The organism is Rhizobacter sp. AJA081-3 (assembly GCF_017795745.1).
Classification (GTDB): domain Bacteria; phylum Pseudomonadota; class Gammaproteobacteria; order Burkholderiales; family Burkholderiaceae_C; genus Piscinibacter.
The window spans coordinates 647,825-669,729 of sequence record NZ_CP059067.1 but is presented as its reverse complement, the minus strand read 5'-3'; the positions used below and the strand labels follow the sequence as shown (position 1 = coordinate 669,729).

Annotated in this window: 21 protein-coding genes; 5 read left to right on the top strand and 16 right to left on the bottom strand. The window is 69.8% G+C overall.

Features of this window, described 5'->3' with window-relative positions:
• From fliN to fliF, 9 genes are all read right to left on the bottom strand, one after another.
• Window positions 1-432, bottom strand: a complete 432-nt coding sequence (gene fliN, locus HZ992_RS03315) for a flagellar motor switch protein FliN (protein ID WP_209385277.1) — start codon at window positions 430-432, stop codon at window positions 1-3.
• Window positions 422-1,426, bottom strand: a complete 1,005-nt coding sequence (fliM, locus tag HZ992_RS03310; protein ID WP_209385276.1) for a flagellar motor switch protein FliM — start codon at window positions 1,424-1,426, stop codon at window positions 422-424. Before fliM ends, fliN begins: the two co-directional genes overlap by 11 nt.
• Entirely contained in the window at window positions 1,423-2,088 is a 666-nt protein-coding gene (gene fliL / locus HZ992_RS03305; RefSeq protein ID WP_209385275.1) for a flagellar basal body-associated FliL family protein, read from the bottom strand. The genes fliM and fliL overlap by 4 nt, the downstream gene beginning before the upstream one ends.
• A 133-nt stretch (window positions 2,089-2,221) precedes the next feature.
• Window positions 2,222-3,448 (bottom strand): flagellar hook-length control protein FliK, encoded by a 1,227-nt coding sequence (locus tag HZ992_RS03300; RefSeq protein WP_209385274.1) that lies wholly within the window; start codon window positions 3,446-3,448, stop codon window positions 2,222-2,224.
• Window positions 3,449-3,459: 11 nt separating this feature from the next.
• Window positions 3,460-3,921: a flagellar export protein FliJ gene (gene fliJ / locus HZ992_RS03295; protein WP_209385273.1), complete on the bottom strand. Its 462-nt coding sequence runs from the start codon at window positions 3,919-3,921 to the stop codon at window positions 3,460-3,462.
• A 34-nt stretch (window positions 3,922-3,955) separates the two neighbouring features.
• Complete coding sequence (gene fliI, locus HZ992_RS03290) at window positions 3,956-5,380, bottom strand: flagellar protein export ATPase FliI (protein WP_209385272.1); 1,425 nt, start codon at window positions 5,378-5,380, stop codon at window positions 3,956-3,958.
• On the bottom strand, window positions 5,377-6,102 hold the full coding sequence (locus HZ992_RS03285; protein ID WP_209385271.1) for a FliH/SctL family protein: 726 nt from the start codon (window positions 6,100-6,102) through the stop codon (window positions 5,377-5,379). The genes fliI and HZ992_RS03285 overlap by 4 nt, the downstream gene beginning before the upstream one ends.
• On the bottom strand, window positions 6,102-7,097 hold the full coding sequence (gene fliG / locus HZ992_RS03280; protein ID WP_209385270.1) for a flagellar motor switch protein FliG: 996 nt from the start codon (window positions 7,095-7,097) through the stop codon (window positions 6,102-6,104). Before fliG ends, HZ992_RS03285 begins: the two co-directional genes overlap by 1 nt.
• A gap of 13 nt (window positions 7,098-7,110) precedes the next feature.
• Window positions 7,111-8,787 carry a flagellar basal-body MS-ring/collar protein FliF gene (fliF, locus tag HZ992_RS03275; protein WP_209385269.1) on the bottom strand — a complete coding sequence of 559 codons (1,677 nt, stop codon included), beginning with the start codon at window positions 8,785-8,787 and terminating at the stop codon, window positions 7,111-7,113.
• Between the two features lie 171 nt (window positions 8,788-8,958).
• Here fliF and fliE point away from each other — a divergent pair, with 171 nt between their 5' ends.
• Window positions 8,959-9,282, top strand: coding sequence for a flagellar hook-basal body complex protein FliE (gene fliE / locus HZ992_RS03270; RefSeq protein WP_209385268.1), 324 nt, complete (start codon window positions 8,959-8,961; stop codon window positions 9,280-9,282).
• A 28-nt stretch (window positions 9,283-9,310) separates the two neighbouring features.
• Here the strand turns inward: fliE and HZ992_RS03265 are convergent, their stop codons facing one another.
• The 7 genes from HZ992_RS03265 to HZ992_RS03235 all read right to left on the bottom strand — a co-directional run bounded on the left by HZ992_RS03265 (window position 9,311) and on the right by HZ992_RS03235 (window position 14,723).
• The gene (locus HZ992_RS03265) at window positions 9,311-9,574 is read right to left on the bottom strand and encodes a hypothetical protein (protein ID WP_209385267.1); all 264 of its coding nucleotides are present in this window, start codon (window positions 9,572-9,574) and stop codon (window positions 9,311-9,313) included.
• A gap of 129 nt (window positions 9,575-9,703) precedes the next feature.
• Window positions 9,704-10,462: a flagellar brake protein gene (locus tag HZ992_RS03260; RefSeq protein WP_245213339.1), complete on the bottom strand. Its 759-nt coding sequence runs from the start codon at window positions 10,460-10,462 to the stop codon at window positions 9,704-9,706.
• A 23-nt stretch (window positions 10,463-10,485) separates the two neighbouring features.
• Complete coding sequence (locus HZ992_RS03255; RefSeq protein WP_209385266.1) at window positions 10,486-10,785, bottom strand: flagellar protein FliT; 300 nt, start codon at window positions 10,783-10,785, stop codon at window positions 10,486-10,488.
• Between the two features lie 37 nt (window positions 10,786-10,822).
• Entirely contained in the window at window positions 10,823-11,254 is a 432-nt protein-coding gene (gene fliS / locus HZ992_RS03250; protein WP_209385265.1) for a flagellar export chaperone FliS, read from the bottom strand.
• 110 nt (window positions 11,255-11,364) lie between these two features.
• Window positions 11,365-12,735 (bottom strand): flagellar filament capping protein FliD, encoded by a 1,371-nt coding sequence (fliD, locus tag HZ992_RS03245; RefSeq protein ID WP_209385264.1) that lies wholly within the window; start codon window positions 12,733-12,735, stop codon window positions 11,365-11,367.
• Window positions 12,736-12,886: 151 nt separating this feature from the next.
• Window positions 12,887-13,693, bottom strand: a complete 807-nt coding sequence (locus HZ992_RS03240) for a flagellin N-terminal helical domain-containing protein (RefSeq protein WP_209385263.1) — start codon at window positions 13,691-13,693, stop codon at window positions 12,887-12,889.
• A gap of 226 nt (window positions 13,694-13,919) precedes the next feature.
• Complete coding sequence (locus tag HZ992_RS03235) at window positions 13,920-14,723, bottom strand: flagellin N-terminal helical domain-containing protein (RefSeq protein WP_209385262.1); 804 nt, start codon at window positions 14,721-14,723, stop codon at window positions 13,920-13,922.
• A gap of 399 nt (window positions 14,724-15,122) precedes the next feature.
• Here HZ992_RS03235 and HZ992_RS03230 point away from each other — a divergent pair, with 399 nt between their 5' ends.
• The 4 genes from HZ992_RS03230 to HZ992_RS03215 all read left to right on the top strand — a co-directional run bounded on the left by HZ992_RS03230 (window position 15,123) and on the right by HZ992_RS03215 (window position 21,902).
• A complete protein-coding gene (locus tag HZ992_RS03230) occupies window positions 15,123-16,196 on the top strand; it encodes a glycosyltransferase family 2 protein (protein ID WP_209385261.1) in 1,074 nt (357 codons plus the stop codon).
• A 63-nt stretch (window positions 16,197-16,259) separates the two neighbouring features.
• A complete protein-coding gene (locus tag HZ992_RS03225; RefSeq protein ID WP_209385260.1) occupies window positions 16,260-18,200 on the top strand; it encodes an O-linked N-acetylglucosamine transferase, SPINDLY family protein in 1,941 nt (646 codons plus the stop codon).
• The gene (locus HZ992_RS03220) at window positions 18,200-19,810 is read left to right on the top strand and encodes an O-linked N-acetylglucosamine transferase, SPINDLY family protein (RefSeq protein ID WP_209385259.1); all 1,611 of its coding nucleotides are present in this window, start codon (window positions 18,200-18,202) and stop codon (window positions 19,808-19,810) included. Before HZ992_RS03225 ends, HZ992_RS03220 begins: the two co-directional genes overlap by 1 nt.
• 559 nt (window positions 19,811-20,369) lie before the next feature.
• A complete protein-coding gene (locus HZ992_RS03215; RefSeq protein ID WP_209385258.1) occupies window positions 20,370-21,902 on the top strand; it encodes a class I SAM-dependent methyltransferase in 1,533 nt (510 codons plus the stop codon).
• Window positions 21,903-21,905 lie beyond the last annotated feature (3 nt).

The following is a 21,905-nucleotide window of genomic DNA, read 5'->3' as shown; positions in this document are numbered from 1 at the left end:
TCAACCCTTGCTGAGGCGGCGCATGCGCTCGCTGGGCGTGACGATGTCGGTCAGCCGGATGCCGAACTTGTCGTTCACCACCACCACCTCGCCCTGCGCGATCAGGTAGCCGTTGACGAGCACGTCCATCGGCTCGCCGGCCATCGCGTCGAGCTCGACCACCGAGCCCTGGGCGAGTTGCAGGATGTGCTTGATCGGGATGCGCGTGCGGCCCAGCTCCACGGTGAGCTGCACCGGGATGTCCAGGATCATGTTGATGTCGTTGCCCGCGTTCGTCGCCGTGGTCGGCGAGAAGTTGGTGAACGACGCCGGCGCCACCTGCTCGGGCTGCACCTCGGAGGCCGTCTCGTTGGGCTTGGCCTCCGCGAGCGCAGCGGCCCACTCGGCGGCCATCGCGTCCTGTTCTTCGGCGGCGGGGGTTTCAGCTGACATTGTGGTCTCCCAACCAGGACATGTTCGACCCGGTCAACGTTCGATCGATCTTCAATGCGTACTTGCCGGCGCTGGTGCCGTACTGGCACGCGAACACCGGCACGCCCACCACCTTGGCCTCGATGGACTTGTTCAGGTCGAGCTCGATGAAGTCGCCCGGCTTGAACGACAGCAGCTGCTCGACGGTGGCGTCGGCATGCGCGAGCTCGGCAACCAGCTCCACCTCGGCGGACTGGATCTGGTTCTTCAGCAGGTTCACCCAGCGGCGGTCGGGCTCGTTGGAGTCACCCTGCATCGTCGAGTACAGGACGTCGCGGATCGGCTCCAGCGTCGAGTACGGGATGCAGAAGTGGATGGTGCCGCTGGTGTCCCCGATCTCCAGCGTGAAGGAGGTGGCCACGACGATCTCGCTGGGCGTGGCGATGTTGGCGAACTGCGGCTGCATCTCCGAGCGCTGGTACTCCAGCTCGAGCGGGTAGATGCCCTGCCAGGCCTTCTTGTACTCCGCGATCACCACCTCGACCAGGCGGGTGATGATGCGCGTCTCGGTGGGCGAGAAGTCGCGCCCCTCGATGCGCGTGTGGAACTTGCCGGCGCCGCCGAACAGCGCGTCGATGACGGCGAACACCAGTGTCGGGTCGCACACGATCAATCCGCTGCCGCGCAGCGGCTTGACGCTGACGATGTTGAAGTTCGTCGGCACCACGATCTCGCGCAGGAAGGCGCTGTACTTCTGCACCTTGATGCCGCCGATGGCGATTTCCGGGCTCTTGCGGATGAAGTTGAACAGCCCGATGCGGATGTTGCGCGCAAAGCGCTCGTTGATGATCTCCATCGTGGGCATGCGCCCACGAACGATGCGTTCCTGGCTCGACAGGTCGTAGGAGCGGATGCCCCCGCTCGGCGCCTCTTCCTGCTCGAGCTTCTGGCTCTCGCCAGTGATGCCCTGCAGCAGCGCGTCGACTTCGTCCTGCGAAAGGATCTGCTGGTTCATTGGATGATGAAATTCGAGAAGTGCACGTGCTTCACGGGGTTCTCGACAGCCGGCTTGGCGGCCTTCTTCTTTTTCTTCTTCGGCTTGGGCGCGTCGGCGTCGTCTGCGGCCGCGTCGTCCGCAGCGGCGGCTTCCGGCTCAGGCTCGGGCGCGTCGATCTCGATGCCCAGCGGGCGCACCGTCTCGCGCATGATCTCGGCGGCCAGCGACTCCTTGCCCTTGCGCTCGAGCAGTTCGGCCGAGGACTTGTGCGCCAGCACCATCAGGATGCCGTTGCGGATGGCAGGCATGTAGGCCTTGAGCTGGTCGGCGACCTTGGCGTCCGCGATCTCCAGGGTGATGCCGATCTGCGCGTAGCGGTCGGTCTCCTTGTCGGCCAGGTTGACGACGAAGGGTTCCAGCGGCAGGAAGGTCGGCACGTGCGCGGCGTCGTGCTTGGCGTCCTTCTTCTTGCCGTGGGCACCGGCATCTTCGCCGTCGCCTTCGGCCTCGGCGGCCGCAGCGGCCTCGGCCGCCTTCTTCTTCATGTAGAAGACCGCGCCGCCGCCGCCGGCGATGGCCAGCAGCAGCACCGCCGCGATGATGATGATCAGCTTCTTCTTGCCCTTGGCGGGCGGCGCAGCGGCAGCGACTTCGGCGCCTGGAGCGGCAGCGGCAGACATCGGCTCTCCTTCGTGGGCAGGCACGGCACCATGGCCGGGCATTGCAGTGGATTATGAAAACCGCCCCCTGCACCGATGCGGCGAAAAGGGGGCGGATTGACCGCCAGTCCGCGGCCGGGGCGGCTGGCGTGGATCAGGCGTAGAGATCGACGCCGCCGGCCGTGACCCGGCCCCGCCACGCGGGCCGTGAAGTCGTACCGGTGGCGGAGGCCTCCCGCTCGCGCGTCGTGCTCGCCGCGCCATCGGGCGGGCCGTCGCGCCCGGCGTCGCCACGGCCCGGCGTGTGCTGCGACACGCCACCGCCACTGAGCGTGAGCCCGGCATCGCGCAGTGCGGCAGCCAGCTCGGGCAGGCTCGCCTCGATGGCGGCGCGGGTGGCGGCCGCCTGCGCGCCGAAATCGATGTGGGCACGCTCGCCGTCCATGGCGATCTGCACCGACACCGGGCCCATCTCGGCCGGGTTCAGGTGCAGCCGCGCCTCGTGCACGCCGTCGCGCGCGAGCACGCTGACCTGCACGCCGAAGGCCTGCGCGAAGTCAGGCGAATCGAGCGGCACGGGAACCGCCACGGCGGCAGCGGCTTCTGCCACGGTCGGGCTCGCGGCCTCGGCACGCAGCGCCGCGGCCGCCTGGGCCGGCTCGAAGCCAGCCGGCAGCGAGAAGCCCTGCGGTGCGGCAACGGCAGCCGTCTCGCGCTCGGCCGGCGCCGAGGCCGCCTTCGATTCCTCTGCGGCCTGCGCGGCCGCTTGCAGCGCGACGGCCGGCGACTCGCGACCGGTGCGTTCGGCCAGCCCGGCGCCAGTGCGATCGCCGGGGCGTGTGCCGGGGAGGCTGTTGTCTGCCGTGGGCACCTCGGCGGCGCGGCCACCGGACGGGGTCGGGACGGCGTCGTCGCCGGGCGAGACCGGGCTGTCGTTGGATGCGATCTTCGGCGCGGCCGCATCGGCCGGCGGCAGATGCAGTTGCGCCAGCCACTGCGCCAGCGCCGGGTCCATCGCAGCAGCGTCCTTCACCGTGGCCGGCGCGTCGGGGGTGCGCGCCGTCTCGTCGGCGGGCTCCGGCGGCTTCGCTGCGGGCCGGGCTTCGGCGTGGGGCGCCTGCGGCGTGCGACCGGCATGGCGCAGTCGCGCTGCGCGGCCCTCGTCGGGGCGTGTCGACGGCTCGGCGGCGTCTTCGCCTTCGACCGCGTCGGCGGAATCATGGTCGGCCGCGGCGTCGCGCGACTGCACGGACTCGCGTTCGCTGCGCGTGTTCGCCATCAGCTGCGCGAAGCCGCCTCCGGGCGCGCCCGGCGTGCCGGCGGACTCGGCGGTCTGCGGCAAGGCGGAGGGCTGCAACGCGAACGGAGGCTGGATCTGCATGGGGCGCGTTCTCAGTAGCGGGTGGTGGCGGCGGCCAGGCGGTTCCAGGCGGCGCGCGAGGCCATCTCGTCGAGCTGGCTCTGCTCGTGGCGCTCGCCCTTGCGCTGGATCTCGGTGACGCGGCGTTCGATCAGCTTCTGCACCGAGGCCACCCGCAGCTCCTGCTGTTGCAGCGCTTCCTGCGCACGCTCGAGCTGGTGCTCGGCCTGCGTGGCCACGCGCGCCTGGTGCTCGATGGCCTGGGTCAGGCGGGTCACGAAGCCGTGGTAGCAGCGCAGCAGGTCCATCTGGCCGGGCTGCGCGAAACGTTCGGCCCAGCGCTGCTCGTACTCGCGGCGGTAGTCGGCGAGCTGCCGAGATTGCGCACGCGCCGCGTCCAGCGCTTCCTGCATGCGCTGCCGGTGCGCCAGCGCGTCGTCGCGTTCGCGCTCGGCGTGCGACAGCAGGGCCATCAGCGGTTGCAGGTTCTTCATCGGTCAGTGAATGCGTCGATTCGGTTCATCGCGCTCAGCCCGCCACCACGGCGCGCAGCTGGCGCACGCTGGCTTCGAGCGGAGCGCTCTCGCGCATGTCCTGCTGCAGCAGGCCGCGCATCGCGGGGAACAGGCGCACGGCGGTGTCGAGCTCGGCGTCGTGCCCGGGTGCGTAGGCGCCGAGCTGGATCAGGTCGCGCGCCTTGTTGTGCTTGGCCAGCAGCTGGCGCAGGCGGCGAGCCGCCTCGACGTGCGGCTGCGGTGCCACGTTGGTCATCACCCGCGAGACCGATTTCTCGATGTCGATGGCCGGGTAGTGGCCGGCTTCGGCGAGCTCGCGCGACAGCACGATGTGGCCGTCGAGGATGCCGCGCGCGGCGTCGGCGATCGGGTCGTTCGGATCGTCGCCCTCGCTGAGCACGGTGTAGAAGGCGGTGATCGAGCCGCCGCCAGCGATGCCGTTGCCGCTGCGCTCCACCAGCTGCGGCAGCTTGGCGAAGCAGCTCGGCGGGTAGCCCTTGGTGGCCGGCGGCTCGCCGATGGCCAGCGCGATCTCGCGTTGCGCCATCGCATAGCGGGTCAGCGAGTCCATCAGCAGCAGCACGTTCAGCCCGCGGTCGCGGAAGTGCTCGGCGATCGCGGTGGCGTAGTTGGCGCCCTGCATGCGCACCAGCGGCGGCGCGTCGGCGGGCGCCGCCACGACCACGGCGCGCGCCAGCCCCTCTTCGCCGAGGATGTCCTCGATGAATTCCTTCACTTCGCGTCCGCGTTCGCCGATCAGCCCGACGACGATCACGTCGGCCTCGGTGTAGCGCGCCATCATGCCCAGCAGCACCGACTTGCCCACGCCGGTGCCGGCGAACAGGCCGATGCGCTGGCCGCGTCCGACGGTGAGCATGGCGTTGATCGCGCGCACGCCGGTGTCCAGCGGCCGGCGCACCGGCTCGCGGTCCATCGCATTGATCGGGCGGCGGATCAGCGGCTCGTTGTGCACGTGGTCCAGCGGCCCCTTGCGGTCCATCGGGTGGCCGTGCGAATCGACCACGCGGCCGAGCAGGCCGTCGCCCACCGGCAGGTGCAACGTGCGGTCCTCGCCGCGGCGCCAGGGGTGGCGCGCCGCGCCGAGCTTGAGAGGAACCACCGGCGTCGGCCGCGGAATGACCCGCGCGCCGCTGGCCAGGCCATGCACGTCGCCGGTGGGCATCAGGTAGGCCCGGTCGCCGTTGAAGCCCACCACCTCGGCGGTCACCGGCGGGGCGCCGTCCATGCGCACCTCGCACACCGAGCCCACGGGCAGGCGGATGCCGGTGGCCTCGAGCACCAGGCCGGCCACGCGCACGAGGCGGCCCACGGTCTCCAGCGGCACCGGTTCGGCCGAGAAATTGCGCAGGTCCGCGAGGAAGCGGTTCCAGTGCTCGGTCGTCGCCAGCGCACGTGTTTCGATCGGCGTGGTGATCATTCGGCGGCCTCCGGCGTCCACGGCGCTTCGGAGCCCAGCGCCGCGGCAGCGCGCCGCCAGCGCGACTCGATGCTCGCGTCGATGATGCCGATGTCGGATTCGACGATGCAGCCGCCGCGCGTCACGCCGGCGTCGGCGAGCAGCCGCGCGCCGCGTGCGGCGAGCACCTCTTCGGCGCCCTGCGCGACCAGCGGCTGGTCGTCGGGATGCACACGCACGGTCACGTGGCGGGCCGACAGCAGCAGCGTCTCCAGCGCTTCCTGCGCCACCGTCGCGATCTGCTGCGGATTGGCAGCCAGCTCGCCGCGAACCACCTGCCGCGCCAGCGCCGTGGCGGCGTCGGCCAGCGCGCTGGCCATGGCCTGCTGCAGCATGTCCATCTGGTCGCCGTAGGACTTCATCAGCGCGCCGACCTGCGCCGTGGCCTGCGAGGCGAAGCTCTGCTTGAAGCTCTCCAGCGCGGCGATGCCGTCGCGGTAGCCGTCGTGGTAACCGCCCTGGCGCGCGGCGCGCAGCGCCTCGGCCTGCTGTTCCTCGGGGCTGAGCTGCGGCTCGGCGGCAGCGGCCGCGGCGGCCTCCTCCTCGCCCGACAGCGAGCCCGGCGACCAGGCCGCGAAGGACGACAGTTCCTCGCGCGGGATGAAGCGCGCGTACATGCTGGCGCCCTTGCCGCCCCCGGCGGGCGGCGGCACCTGGCGGATGCGCTCCTTCGGGTTGCTCATCACAGGAACTCGTCGTCGCTACCGCCACCCAGGACGATCTGGCCCTCGTCGGCCAGGCGGCGCACGATCTTGAGCATTTCCTTCTGCTCGGCCTCGACCTCGGAGACGCGAACCGGGCCGCGCGACTCGAGGTCCTCGCGCAGCGTCTCGGCGGCGCGGGTGGACATGTTCTTGAACACCTTCTCGCGCATCTCCGGCGTCGCGCCCTTGAGCGCGATGACCAGCGATTCGCTCTGCACTTCCTTGAGCAGCGACTGGATGCCCTTGTCGTCGATCTTCTCCAGATCGTCGAAGGTGAACATGTTGTCCATGATCTTCTGGGCCAGGTCGTTGTCGACCTCGCGGATGTAGTCGAGCACCGCCGTCTCGACGCTGCTGCCCATCAGGTTGATCATCTCGGCGGCCGTCTTCACGCCGCCCAGCGAGGCCTTCTTCAGGCGGTCGCCGCCGGCCAGCACCTTGCTCATCACCTCGTTGAGGTCCTTCAGCGCCGAGGGCTGGATGCCGTCGAGCGTGGCGATGCGCACCATCACCTCGTTGCGCTGCCGCTCCGGAAAGGTCTTCAGCACGGCGCCGGCCTGGTCGAAGTCCAGGTGCACCAGGATCGCCGCGACGATCTGCGGGTGTTCGTTGCGCAGCAGTTCGCCCACCGAGCCCGGATCCATCCACTTCAGGCTCTCGATGCCGGTGACGTCGGCGCCCTGCAGGATGCGGTCGATCAGCAGGTTGGCCTTGTCGTCGCCGAGCGCCCGGCGCAGCACGGTCTTCACGTACTCGTCGGTGTCGGTGACGAGCATGCTCTGCTCGCCGGCCACTTCGGAGAACTTGACCAGCACGCCCTCGACGCGCTCGCGCGGGATCGACTTCATGCGTGCGATCGTCTCGCCCAGTCGCTGCACCTCTTTCGGTGCGAGGTGCTTGAAGACCTCGGAGGCCTCTTCCTCGCCGAGCGACATCAACAGGATCGCTGCGTTTTCGGTGCCTTCGTCGTCCATGCTCATGGTCCTGTCACGCCTCGCCGCTTACCCAGCCGCGCACGATGTTCGCCACCGCCGCGGGGTTTTCCTTGGCCAGCGCGCGCGCGGCGTCCAGGTGTTCGTTCGTCTTCGGTGCCGGCAGGGCGGGGATCGCGCTCTCGGGCAGCGCGTTGTCGTCGTCGACCACGGCGTTGAGCTGCGCACCCGGCGCAGGCGGCGGGGGCGGCGCGAGCGCGGCCTTCATCGCCGGGCGGATCATCCCGAAGAACACGATCAGCGCCACCAGAGCAAGGCCGGCAGGCACCGCGGCGGCGCGCAGCATGTCGATGACTTCCGGCTGCTTCCACAGCGGCAGCGGATCGACCTTGGCCGACGGGTCGACCTTGAACGGCGCGTTGATCACCTTCACCGAGTCACCGCGGTCCTGCTTGAAGCCGATGCTCTCGCGCACCAGCGCGGTCAGCTTCTCGACCTCCTCGGCCGACAGCGGCGTGGTGGTGGTCTTGCCCTTCGCGTCGGTCACGCTGCGGTGGTTCACCACCACGGCGGCGTTCAGGCGCTTGACGGTGCCGGTGGCGTTGCGCGTCACGCGCACCGTCTTGTCGACCTCGTAGTTGGTCACTGCGTCGCGGCGCGTGTTGGCGTTGGCGCCGCCGCCCTGTGCCGCCTGCAGCGCCTGCGGCGTGCCCGTCACCGGCGCGGTGGCCGGCACCGGCGGCTGGTTGGAGGCGGCGCCCGGCACGCCGCTGGGCGCGGCGCCGTTGCTGCCGCTGCTCTCGCTGACCTGCTGGCTGCGGATCGCGATGCTGGCCTTGTCGCCCTGGTTGGGCGCGAATTCCTCGGCGGTGGCCTCGGTCTGCGAGAAGTCGACGTCGGCGGTCACCGTGGCGCGCAGGTTGTCGCGGCCGACCAGCGGCTCGAGCAGTTCGAAGATGCGCTTCTGGTAGCCCGCCTCGACCTGGTTGACGTACTGCAGTTGCTGCGCGTCGAGGCCGGCCTGCGGGTTCTCCGCGCTGGCGGTGAGCAGCGCGCCGGTCTGGTCGAGCACGCTGACGGCCTTCGGGTTCATCTCGGGCACGCTGGACGACACCAGGTGCACGATGCCGGCGATTTGCGCGCGCTCCAGCGTGCGGCCCGGGTACAGCGTCAGCATCACCGAGGCGGTGGGCTTCTGCTGCTCGCGGAAGAAGCCGTTCTGGTTCGGCAGCGCCAGGTGCACGCGGGCGTTCTGCACCGCGGCCAGCGCGGTGATCGAGCGGGTCAGTTCGCCTTCGAGGCCACGCTGGAAGGTCAGCCGCTCCTGGAACTGCGTCTGGCCGAAGCGCGCGCCGTCCATCAGCTCGTAGCCGACCACCGAGCCCTTGGGCAGGCCGGCAGCGGCGAGCTTCAGGCGCACGTCGTGCACCTTGGCCGCCGGCACCAGGATGGCTGCACCGCCATCGGCATGCCGGTAGGGCACGTTCATCTGCGAAAGCTGCGCGATGATGGCACCGCCGTCCTTGTCGGACAGGTTGGCGTAGAGCACCTTGTAGTCGCCCTGGCTGCTCCACATCGTCATCGCCAGCACCACCGCGCCGAGCGCGGCGATGCCGAGGGCGAAACTCAGCTTGGCCTTCAGCGGCACGGCAGCCACACGGGCGCCGAACCCGGCGGGTTCGACCAGGGGCAGTGCGTTGGCGTTGGTTCTGGCGACGACGGCGTTGTCCATGGGCGATCGGTAGTGGCCCGGGGCGGAAATGCGCCCGGATCGAAACCGATTGTTCGAGAACTTGAGCCCCGCGAATGCCGCGAACAGCCCGTCAAACCGCGGCCAGTTCGCGCCACCGCGCTGACCGGCAGTGACTACAGTCACGCCATCCCCCCATGGTGAGGGCATGCCATGAACGTCACGCTGAAACCTTTCGATTTCGCCCAGGCCGCTGCAAGAGCGGGCCTGGCCACCAACGGACAGCCGCTGAAGGCAGGCCGCGCCGTCGAGGGCACCGGCTTCCAGCAGGCGCTGACCCAGGCGCTCGGCTCGGTGAGCAACAGCCAGAACCAGGCGAGCCGCCTGCAGCGCGAGTTGCAGATGGACAACCCCTCGGTGAGCCTGGAGGAAACCATGGTTGCGATGCAGAAGGCGCAGATCGGTTTCCAGGCCACGGTGACGGTGCGCAACCGCCTCGTGTCCGCCTACAGCGAGATCATGAACATGCAAGTCTGAGCGGCTCGCTCAGGCCCGGATGTTCTGCTCAGGCCTGCTTGTCGAGCTTCTCGCCGAGGATCGGCACCGTGCCATAGGGCGAGGGCTGCTTGGACGCCGGCTCCAGCTCGCGCGCCAGCCGGCTCAGCCACGGAAACCGCGGCGGGATCGGCTGCTGCGTGGACTCGTCCAGCTGGACGAGCGAGGACGCCGCGCCCTTGGGCGGGGTGCCCGAGGTCGGGGTGTCGGCTGGTCGGCTCGGCGTCGCCGGCAGCACGACGCGTCCGACGCCTGAGACGTGGTTGACGCTCATGTTGCGCTCCTTGAAGGGGCGAAAGTCGCTATGGCATGAGAATCGGCACGCCATCGCCGGACTTGAGGGGTGAATCCCCAAAGTCGTAACGGAGTGTGACTTTGACCGCGTGTGCGGTCGGTCCCGGCGCTAGTCCAGGGACATCAGCCGGCGCCGCTTCTGCGTCTGGTCGATGAAACGCTGCAGGATACGCTCCGCGTCGTTGGCCAGGTTGACGAACTCGCAACCCAGCCGCGCGCCCCGGGCCTCCGGGTTGAGCACGGTGGCGTGCTGCATGCGCAGGTTGGCCACCAGCCGCGTGTCGGCATCGAGATCGATCTGCACCTGGTTCATCACCATGCCCGCCTGGATGGCCGGCACGTCGTCGGGCAGGAACAGCGCGCAGCCGCCGATGCTCACGTCGATGACGCGCAGCGCGAGCTGCATCTCGGCGATCGCCGGGTGGCGCACGCGCGCCAGCGGCGAGCTGCGCAGCAGCGGCCGGACGCGGAAGGAGTTGCGCCGCTGGAAGCGGAACAGTTCGCGCGGCAAGCGCGCGCTGATGGCGCTGCCGCCGATGCCGCGCACCAGCACCAGGCCCTGCACGTCGAACTGGATCTTGATGCTGTCGAGGTAACCCACCGCGACGGCCTCGTCGCATTCGATCAGACGCTGGGTCACCGGCATGTTGGCGTCGGCACTGAAGCTGAGCTGCCCGCGATTCGGGTCCAGCGACCACAGCGTGGTCGACAGCATCGCGCCGTTGCTGCCGTTCAGGTTCAGCAGCACGTTGCCGTCCTGAAACTGCTTGAGCATGGCCGTGATCTCTCGCGGCGCGGTGATGCGGAACTCGTCCAGCCCGCCGTTCTGGGCGGCCAGCGAGTCCAGCGGCATCGGCAATGTTTCCATGTCGCTGCGCAGAAGAAAGGGGTTCAGTGCAGGGTCTTGGTGCGGCCGGCGAGCAGCTCGTCGAGCTGCTCGAGCCAGGGCTCGGCGAGCTGGCGCACCTCGGCGTCATTGACGAGGATGCGCTGCATGATGCGCGACTTCAGCTGCGCCTCTTCGGTGGGCAGCGGTTGCGCCGAAGCCGCATGCTTGAGCTGCGAGATGAGCAGCGCACAGGCGCCTTCGAGCTTGACCACCTGGTCCCAGTTGCCGCTGCGTGCGGCTTCCAGCATGTCCTGGCTGGCTTGTTCGATGGCTTCGTAGTAGTTGAGCAGTTGCGACGGCATGGCAGGCGTTCCGCAGAAGGTCATGGGGGATCGGCCGTCACTGCGCCGCTTTGGAGACGCGCGGGCCGATCTCGGCCCAGGCGCTGCGCACCGGCTCGATGAGGCTGGCGCATTCGTCCAGGGCCTGGGCATCGTTGTGCAGGTTCGCGTGGGTCAGCCGCATGCCCACATAGGCATACAGCGCGTCCAGGTCGGCGGCCAGCTTGCCGCCGTCGGCCAGGTTGAGGCCCGCCTTCAGGCCTTCCTCGACGATGCGCGCGGCATGGCTGATCGCACGGCCCTTGGCCTCTATCTGCCGGGCGAGCATCGCGCCGCGGGCCCGCGCGATCGCGTCCTGGAAGCCGTCGAACAACATCTCGATCAGCTTGTGCGGCGTCGCGTTCGAGGTGGCGGTCTCGAGCCCGACCTGCTGGTACGCGCTGGCCAGCGAATGCATGGCGCGCGGCTTGGAGAAGGTGGCTGCGAACATCGAAGGCCTCTTGCTGGTTGACTTGCGATGAATATCGGCCCACCACCGTGCGACTTGAGTCGCCGGACGCCCGTTAATCCCGGGCTGATCCGGCCTTCAGCGCTGCCGCATCAGGCCTTGTTCCACTGCGCGACCTGATTGGTCACGTAGGTGCTCAGGCCGTTGAGCGTGCCCAGCTTCGCATCGAGCATGCTGTACTGCTTCTCCAGCCGCTTCTGCGTCTGCGCCAGGCGCTCTTCCATGCGGTCCTGCGAGGTCTGGTTGCGCTTGAGCTTGTCGCTCAGGCCAGTGGTGCGCGAGGTCAGCGCACCGTCGATGCCCAGGATGTCGCTGGCCACCACGCGAAAGCGCTTGCCGAAGCCGTCGAGGTTCGCGTCGGTGAGGCTGGAGTTGGAGAACAGTGCCTTCAGCTCGGACAGGTTGGCGATCGCCTTGTCGAGCTTGGTGCTGTTGACCGTCAGGCTGCCGTCCTGCTGCATCTCGAAGCCGACATCGGACAGCCGCGCATAGGCCGTCGAGGCGCCGCTGCTCGCGCCGAGCATCGAGCGCAGGCGGTTCTGCAGGCCGACGATGGCACTGTCACCCTGCAGTGCCCCGGCCTTCTTGGCGGTCGCGTCGTACTTGGTGTCGGTGACGATCAGTTTGGAGAGTTCGGTGTAGGCAGTGGCGAACTCGGTGAGCGTCTTCTTCAGTGTCTCGGTGTCGGCGGCGACGTCGATCGTCACCGGGCCGGCCGTCTCGGCCGTCATCGTCAGCGTCACGCCGTCGAACACGTCGGTCAGCGTGTTGCTGGCCGAACTCACCGGCAGGTTGTTCACCGTGGCCACGAGGTTGGCGGCCGGCTGCGCGGGCGTGGCGCCGCCCGTCTGCGTGGCCGCGTTGAAGGTGAGGCCGTCCAGGCCGGTACCGCTGACCGTGGTGTTGAAGGCGTTGTCGGTGCCGGTGGCGTTGGCGCGCATCACCAGCCGCGCGCCGCTGGCATCGGTGAGGATGCTGGCCGTGACGCCGGCACCGGCCGCGTTGATCTTGTCGCGGATGCCCGCCAGCGTGTCGGTGGCCTCGATCGCGACGTCGAACGGGTCGCCGCCGCCGGTGCGCTGGATCGTCAGCGTGCCCGTGCCCAGCGTCGTGCTGCTCGTGGCCACGGCCGGCGCGGCGATGGTCTGCGCCTTGGCCAGCGACGTCACCTCGACCGCGAAGCTCGCCGGGCTTGCGGTGCTGCTGGTGGTCACGCCCACCGCCGTGCTGTTCGACTTGCCGGTGGTGGTGCGCCAGAAGTCGGTGGAGGCGAGCTTGGCTGCCACGTCGCGGAACTTGGACAGCGCGCTCTTGATCTTGCCGACCTCGGAGATCTGCGACTGGATCTTCGTCTCGGCGGTCTCGAGCTGCTTGAGTGGCTGCCGCTCGATGGCCATCAGCTGCGTGATGATCGAGCTGACGTCCAGCCCGCTGCCGATGCCCGGTGAGCTGATGGTGGCCATGGTGCTGCCCCTTCTTCAAAGACGAACGGCGCCGGCGCGAAACCGCTCGGGTCCGCTCGGCGCCTGGAACGAACCCGTGACTCCGCCTGTGCGGATACCGGGTTGTCGGCCGCGGCGGCGCGAACTTGAGCCGCGCCGCGACGGGCCTGGCTCAGCCCTGCAACAGCTGCAGCACCTGCTGCGGCAGCTGGTTCGCTTGCGCGACCATCGCCGTGCCGGCCTGCTGCAGGATCTGGGCGCGCGACAGGTTCGCCGTTTCTGCGGCGAAGTCGGCGTCCATGATGCGGCCGCGCGCGGCGCTCTGGTTCTCGCCGGTGATCTGCAGGTTGCTGATGGCGAACTGGAAGCGGCTCATCGCGGCACCGTAGGTGGCGCGACTGGTGGTGATGGCGTCCAGCGCAGCGTCGATGCCGCTCATCGCCGTCGAGGCCGTGCCGGCCGTCAGGATGTCGCCCGTCACCGTGGTCACGGTCGACGTGGTGATGGTCATCGTGTCGCCGTTGTTCGCGCCCACCTGGAAGGTCTGCGCACCGGCGCCCGAGCCGACGATGGCCGTGCCGTTGAACTTGGTCTGCGTGGCGATGCGGGTGATTTCCGCCGAAAGCTGCTGATATTCAGTGTCCAGGTTGGCGCGGTCGCTGGTGCCGTTGCTGCCGTTCTGCGCCTGCACCGCCAGTTCACGCATGCGTTGCAGCACGTCGGTCACGGTGGCCAGCGCGCCTTCAGCGGTCTGCGCGAGCGAGATGCCGTCGTTGGCATTGCGGATCGCGACGTTGATGCCGCGGATCTGCGCGTTCATGCGGTCGGCGATGGCCAGGCCGGCGGCGTCGTCCTTGGCCGAGTTGACGCGCAGGCCCGAGGACAGGCGCTGCATCGAGGTGGCCAGGGAACTCTGCGAGGTGTTCAGGTTTCGTTGCGCGTTCAGCGACGAAACGTTGGTGTTGATGGTCTGCGGCATGAAAGCTCCTGAAGGATCCGATTCCTGCCGGGCTTGCGACCGGCGACTTCAGGCCTCGTTCGGAGGTGTGGCCTGTCAAACGGATTCTTCGGCAGTTGCCATCCCGGCAGTCCGGCGAAAAGCGCCGGAATGGCCGGCCAGTTCGATGCCGGGGCGGCCCGCAAACGAAAAGGCCGCCCCGGGGGGCGGCCTGCCAACGCGCGGGACGAGCCCGCGGCGTGGTCGATCAGCGCAGCAGCGACAGCACGTTCTGCGGCAGCTGGTTCGCTTGCGCGACCATCGCCGAGCCGGCCTGCTGCAGGATCTGGGCACGCGACAGGTTCGCCGTTTCCGAAGCGAAGTCGGCGTCCATGATGCGGCCGCGGGCAGCTTGCTGGTTCTCGCCCGTGATCTGCAGGTTGCTGATCGCGAACTCGAAGCGGCTCATCGCGGCACCGTAGGTGGCGCGGCTGGTGGTGACCGTGTTCAGTGCCGTGTCCAGCGCGTCGACCGCGGTCGAGGCGTTGGCCGCCGTGGTCAGGTCGCCGGCGACGGTCGAGACCTGCGAGGTCGTGATCGTCAGCGTGTCGCCGTTGTTGGCGCCCACCTGGAAGGTGTTGGAACCGGCGCCCGAGCCGACGATGGCCGTGCCGTTGAACTTGGTCTGGCCGGCGATGCGGGTGATTTCCGCCGACAGCTGCTGGTATTCCGTGTTCAGGTTGGCGCGGTCGCTGGTGCCGTTGGTGCCGTTCTGGGCTTGCACCGCCAGTTCACGCATGCGTTGCAGCACGTCGGTCACGGTGGCCAGCGCGCCTTCAGCGGTCTGCGCGAGCGAGATGCCGTCGTTGGCGTTGCGGATCGCGACGTTGATGCCCTTGATCTGGGCATTCATGCGGTCGGCGATGGCGAGGCCGGCGGCGTCGTCCTTGGCCGAGTTGACGCGCAGACCCGAGGACAGGCGCTGCAGCGAGGTGGCCAGCGACGCGCTCGAGGTGAGGCTGTTGCGCTGCGCATTCAACGACGACACGTTGGTGTTGATGGTCATGGGCATGATGAAGACTCCTGTCAGTTGATAACACTCCCGGCCTAGCTGCCGGCGTTGAACTCAGGCCTGGTGGGGCGTGCCCCGCTTCGACCCTTGCCTATACCAGTGCACGTGACGAGTCGCCCCGTCCACCGGCACCGCCCGCGCCAGTCGTCCGTTGTGTCGTGCAGTTCAACTCCCTGCTCAACCATTGGCCGGCTAACCGGACACGACCCCGTTGCCAGGACCGTTGCGAGGGTTATCGGAGCGCGCTTTGCAGAACTTGAGGGGGCTTGCGCATCCCACCCCCCGGTCCGAGCCATTCGTCAAGCGGTCGATCGTGGAAATAGCACGGCCTTCCACCTTCACATCGACCGCACGGCAACATCCGGTTGCGACTGCGTGCTGCGCGACAATGCCAGGGCCATGTCTGAAGCCATCGCGCTGGTGATGATCGTCCGCAACGAAGCCCGTTGCATCGAGCGCTGCCTGCACAGCGCGAAGCCCTGGGTCGACGAGATGATCGTGCTCGACACCGGCTCCACCGACGCCACGCGCGATCTCGCCGCAGCCTGCGGTGCCAGGGTCTTATCGGCAGACTGGGCCGACGACTTCAGTGCCGCGCGCAACCGCGCGCTCGCGGCCACCGAGGCACCGTGGCGGCTCGTCCTCGACGCCGACGAATGGATCGCCGGCGGGCAGGCCGCACTGGCCGCGCTGCGCGGGGAGCCGCCGGCCTTCGTCGGCCTGATCACGGTGAGCAGCCAGGTCGAGGCCGAGGGCGGTCTGCTGCAGGAGGCACCCAGCTGGCTGCCGCGCGTGCTGCCGGCCGGCGTGCGCTACGAGGGGCGCATCCACGAACAGCCGGTGAGCCCGCTGCCGCGGCGCCGCCTGCCGCTGCTCTTGGGCCACGACGGCTACCTGGCCGCATCGCAGCAGGCCAAGGCCGGGCGCAACGAGCGCCTGCTGCGCCTGGCGCTGGCCGAGCAGCCGCACGATGCCTATCTTCACTACCAGCTCGGCAAGGACCTCGAGGTGCGCTCGCGCTTCGCCGAAGCCCTGCCTTTCTATGAAGAGGCGCACCGCCGCGGCGAGCCCAGCGCCGCGTGGCGGCACGACCTGGTGGTGCGCCTGCTCTTCACGCTGAAGAAGACGCACCGGTTCGAGGCTGCGCTGGCCCTGGCACAGGCCGAGCAGGCGCGCTGGCAGGACTCGCCCGACTTCTTCTTCACGCTCGGCGACCTGCTGCTCGACACCGCGCTGGCGCAGCCCGCGCAGGCCGCCGCCCTGCTGCCGCGCATCGAGGCCGCCTGGCAGCGCGCCGTGGCCATCGGCGAGCGGCCCGACTTGCCTGACAGCGTGCGAGGGCGCGGCAGCTTCCTCGCCGCGCACAACCTCGCGGCCTTCCACCAGAGCCTGGGCCAGGAGGCGCAAGCACGCACCTGGCGCGAACGCGCGGCGCAGTGGCGCGCCGCGGCCGCAATGACCGGCGTGAAATAGCCGGCTCGGGCCTGCCTTTTCCGGCGCTGGCGAGCGGGATGCGGCGCGTAACCTCGCCCGACCATGGCCTTGTCATTGCCCCAGCCGTCCCCGCCCTCGCCTGCCTCGCCGGCGCAGCAGCGCGCCTACCGCAAGTGGAGCGCAGCGCAATCCTGTGCGCAGCGCGAGCACTGGGGCCAGGCAGCGCTGGAGTTCGAGCAGGCCTTCGCGATGCACGACGAGTCGGCCTACGGCCTGGCCGCCGCGCACGCCCTCATCAAGGCGGGCCGCGCCGACGTGGCGGCGCAGCGGGCGCTGTCGCTGCGCCAGCGGCGACCGTCTCTGACGTTGGCCTACACGCTGGAGTCGCACGCCCTGATGGAGCGCGGCCGCAATGCCGAGGCCGTGGCCTGCCTGCAGGCGCTGCCTGCCGACGCGCCGCGAGACCACGCCTTCTGGGTGTCGCTGGCCGTTTCGCTGCAGCGCTGCCATCGCCACGATGACGCCATCCCCGCCTTCATGCAGGCGCTGGCCCTGAAGATCGACGAACCCGTGGTGCACTTCCGCCTGGGCATGTCGTTCAAGGACAAGGGCATGAAGGCCGAGGCCGCCGAATGTGTGCGCACCGCCCTGCTGCTCGGCCTCGACAGCAGCGAGCTCGCAGCCCGCGCGCAGCTCGTCTTCCTGGAGCGCGAGGCCTGCCGCTGGGCCCCCGCTGCCGACGAGCTCGCCAGGCTGCGCCGCGCCGTGCAGACCGCGCCGGCCGACCGCCCGGGCGAGACCGGTCCCTTCCCGCACGCGGTGTTCGTCGACGACCCGCTGGAGCAATTGAAGGTGGCGCGCCTGTATGCGCAGCACGTGGCCAGCCGCGTGAGCCCGCTGCCGCTGCGCAAGGCCAAGGCCCACGAGGGCCGCTTGCGCATCGGCTACCTGTCGGCCGACTTCCACACCCACGCCACCAGCCAGCTGATGGTGCAGATGCTCGAACGGCACGACCGCGAGCGCTTCGAGGTGACGTTGTTCTCCGCCGGCCCCGACGACGCCAGCCCGCTGCGCGCACGCATCGTGGCCAGCGCCGAGCACTTCGAGCACCTGCGCGGCCAGTCGCACGAGGCGATGGCCCGGCGCGTCCGCGAGCTCGGCATCGACATCCTCGTCGACGTGAAGGGCGCGACCCACGGCACGCTGATGCCGGTGACGGCCCACCGCGCCGCGCCGCTGCAGGTCAGCTGGCTCGGCTTCCCGGGCACGACAGGGGCAGCGTACGTCGACTACTTCATCGGCGACCCGCTCACCACGCCGCTGGCGCATGCCGCGCACTTCAGCGAGAAGCTCGCGCAGATGCCGGTCTGCTACCAACCCAACGACGCGCAGCGCGCGCTGCCCGCGCCATCGAAGCGCAGCGACTGGGGCGCGCCCGAGGGCGTGCCGCTGCTGTGTGCCTTCCACCAGTCGTACAAGATCTCCGAGGCGGTGTTCGACAGCTGGTGCCGTGTGCTGCACGCCGTGCCCGGCGCGGTGCTGTGGCTGATGCGCTGGAACACCAACGTGCAGTCGGCGCTCGAAGCGGCGGCGCGCGCCAGAGGCATCGGCCCCGAGCGTCTGTGCTTCGCACCCATGCTGCCGCTGGACCAGCACCTCAGCCGCCTGGCCTGTGCCGACCTCTACCTCGACGCCTGGCCGTGCAACGCGCACACCACCGCCGGCGAGGCGCTGTGGGTGGGCGTGCCGGTGGTCACCGTGATCGGCGAGACCTTCGCGCAGCGCGTGGCGCCCAGCCTGCTGCATGCGGTGGGGCTGGATGAACTCACTTGCACCACAGTGACCGACTACGAAGCGCGCGTGATCTCGCTGGCCGGCGATGCCGCCCGGCGCGCCGGCTTGCGCGAGCATCTGGCGGCACAGCGAAGGGCCAGCGCGCTGTTCGACGGCGCGCGCTTCGCCCGCGACATCGAGGCGCTGTACGAGCGCATGTGGGCGCGTGCCGTGGCCGGGCTCGCACCCGAGCACCTGGCGGCGGTCTGATGGCGATCGTCGCCTCGCGCCCCGCCTCAGCGCTCGACTCGCGTGCGCTCACCGCGCGCGGCCTCGAGCTGCAGGGCCGGCAGCTGCACGCCGATGCGATCCAGTGCTTCCTGCAGTCGCTGGCGCTGAAGGTGGACGACGCCTTCACGCACTACCGCCTGGGCGTCTCGTTCCGCGACTGCGGCATGAAGCTGGAGGCTGCCGAGTGCATCCGCACCGCGCTGCTGCTCGGCTTCGACGAGGCCCTGTTCGCACGCGGCCTGCTCGTCTACATGGAGCGTGAAGGCTGCCGCTGGGCAGCGGCCGACGCCGAGTGGGCGGCGCTCGAAGCGGCGATCCGCGCGTTGCCCGAAGGCGCGCCGCTGCAGGTCAACCCCTTCGTGCACGCGGTGCTGAGCGACGATCCGCTCGCGATCCGCCGCGTCGCCGAGCATTACGCGCGCTTCTTCGGCACCTTCGTCAAGCCATTGCCGCCGCGCCGCGCACAGCGCCATGGCGGGCGGCTGCGCATCGCCTACCTGTCGGGCGACTTCTACCAGCACGCCACCGCGCAGCTGATGGTGCAGATGCTGGAGAGCCACGACCGCGAGCGTTTCGAGGTCACGCTGGTCTCGGCCGGCCCCGACGACGGCAGCCCGATGCGCCGGCGCCTGCGCGCCGCCTGCCATCGTTTCGAGGACGTTCGCGGCCGCAGCCACGACGCGATGGCGCGGCGCATCCGCGAGCTGAACATCGACATCCTCGTCGACGTGAAGGGCGCGACCGACGGCACGCTGCTGCCGGTGCTGGCCGCGCGGCCGGCGCCGCTGCAGCTGAACTGGCTGGCCTTTCCCGGCACCAGCGGCGCCGGCTACATCGACTACATCGTCGGCGACCCGATCGTCACGCCGCTGGCCCATGCCGCGCACTTCACCGAGAGGATCGCGCAACTGCCCGGCTGCTACCAGCCGAACGATGCGCGTCGCGCGCGCCCAGTGAGCGCCGACCGCGCCGCCTTCGGCCTGCCACTGGACAAGACGCTGCTGTGCGGCTTCCACCAGTCCTACAAGATCTCGGCCGCGGTGTTCGACCGCTGGTGCGAGTTGCTGCAGCGCCTGCCCGACGCCGTACTGTGGCTGCTCCAATGGAATGCCAACGTGCGCGACTCGCTGCTCGCCGCCGCCGCCGCGCGAGGCATCGGCCCCGAACGGCTGCTGTTCGCACCGCTGCTGCCGCTGGACGAGCACCTGGCGCGCCTGGCCTGCGCCGACGTCTTCCTCGACACCTGGCCGTGCAACGCCCACACCACCGCTGGCGAGGCGCTGTGGGTCGGCGTGCCGGTGGTCACCGTGATCGGCCAGACCTTCGCCCAGCGCGTGGCCGCCAGCCTGCTGCACCAGGTCGGCCTGGACGAACTGGTCTGCGGCGACGAAGCCGGCTACGTCGCGACCGTGGCCGCACTGGCCCAAGACGAGGCCAGGCGCGCAGCCATCCGTGACCGATTGCGCACGGCGTGCAACACGGGATCGCTGTTCGACGGCCAGCGTTTCGCCCGCGACATCGAGGCGCTCTATCAGCGCCTGTGGGACCGTGCCTGCGACGGGCTGCCGCCCGAGCACCTGCCGGCCTGAGGCCCGAACCAGACGTCTTGCGGCCCGTTGCGGTCTTCGCTGGTCTGCTTTCGTGCGACAGGCATGGTCGCAGGTCGCCGGCGGTACCCGCGTGCTCCGGCCCACGCTCGCGGGCGGCCACCGCGGCATGCCATCCTCACCGCGTCAACACCGTGTCCGGCCTGCCCACGCCTGGGCGACCGCGAATGGGGCCTGCGCCCGCGGGCACCACCGCCGCCCTGCCGGCATCAACGGTGGCCTGCCGTCACGAAGTCCTCGGTGGTCTTGGGGCAGGTGGTTCGGGTGTGCGATCGCAGGCCCCATTCGCGGTCGCCCAGGCGGGAGCAGGCCGAAGGCGGTGTTGACGAGGCAGCGCGCTGCGGTCCACGGTGGTCGCCCGCGAGCGTGGGCCGGAGAGCGCATACCCGGACCGCCTGCCCGCGCGCGACATGCCACCCGGGCGCCCATCCGATTTGGCGGGCATTGCCGCCTTTCATCGGGCTTTAGCGCGAGCGAGCGCCGCCTAACCTCACTTCACCGGGCCTTGTTGCGCCCGCGCCGTCGTCTGGAAAGGCCAAGAATGAGCAAGCTGCCCGAGATCCACCTGTGCATCGTGCAACCCGCCGGGTACGTGCACTCCCTGGGTCTGGTCGACCAGGCGCGCTACTTCCGCTACCAGTTCCGCCGCCTAGGCGCGAACGTGAGCCTGGCGAAGAACCGGCTGCGCCACGACGCGGTGAACTTCGTGTTCGGCGCGCACCTGGGCTTCGATGCCACGCAGTGCCAGCGCAACGCCTGCGTGTTCGTCAACCTCGAGCAGCTCGGCGAGGGCGGCGCGACCGTCTCCGACGCCTACCGCCAGCTGCTGCGCCAGTCGGCCGTGGTCGACTACGACGCCGACAACGTGGCCGCCTACACCGACCAGCCCGACGCCGTGCCCGTGGTGCCGCTGCTGCACGCCCCTTACCTCGCCAACCCCGCGGCCCTGCCGCTGGAGGAGCGCCCGATCGACCTGCTGTTCATCGGCAGCATGAACGAGCGCCGCCGCGCCTGGCTGGACCGCATCGAGGCCTTCGGCCTGACCGTGGCCGTGTTCGACTCGGCGCTGTACGGCCCCGAGCGCGACCAGTTCATCCTGCAGGCCAAGGCGGTGGTGAACTGCCACTTCTACGAGAGCAGCCGCTTCGAGCAGGCGCGCGTGGCGCACTGCCTGTCGCTGGGTACGCCGGTGATCTCAGAGCGCACCGCGCAGACGCGCCCGCACGCCGCCTTCGAAGACAGCGTGTTCTGGCTCGAAGGCGAGCAGCTCGAGCAGTTCTTCGCCGAGGACTTCGGCACCGCCGACTTTTACGAGGTGGCGCGTGCCGCGCTGCAGCGCTTCGAGGCCGCCGACCCGATCGAGGCCTACGCCGACCTGCTGGCCTTCGCCGCCGGCTTCGCCGGTGCCCACCACGAGCGCCGGCCCACCGCGGCCTGGCAGCCCGAGCGCATCAACCTCGGTTCCGGCCGCGACTACAAGGCCGGCTGGCTGAATCTCGACGTGCTGGAGCGTGCCGCACCCGACCTGCTGCTCGACCTGTCGAAGCCGCTGGCCCTGCCCTTCGAGACTGCCTCGCCGACCGCCGGTGCCGTGCGCCTGGAAGCCGGCAGCGTGCAGGCCATCAATGCCAACAACGTGCTCGAGCACGTCGGCGACCTGCCCACGCTGATGGGCAACTGCCTTTCGCTGCTGGCCGAAGGCGGCGAGTTCCACATCGAGGTGCCCTACGAACACGCACCCACGGCCTGGCAGGACCCGACGCACGTGCGCGCGATGAACGAGAACTCGTGGCTCTACTACACCGAGTGGTTCTGGTACCTCGGCTGGTTCGAGCACCGCTTCGTTGTCACCACCTCGACCTACCTCGACGCGACGCTGAAGGAATGCGCCCGCGAGCAGGCCGCCTTCATGAAGCTGGTGCTGACCAAGACCGAGACAACGCTGCAGGAGCGCACCACCGCGCGCACGCTGCAGGCCGAGCTGCTGCTGCCCGACGACGCGGTCGACGCGGACCACGTCTACCACCTGGCCGCGCCGACCCAGCCCGGCGCGCTGAACGCGATCGCCGCCTGAAGG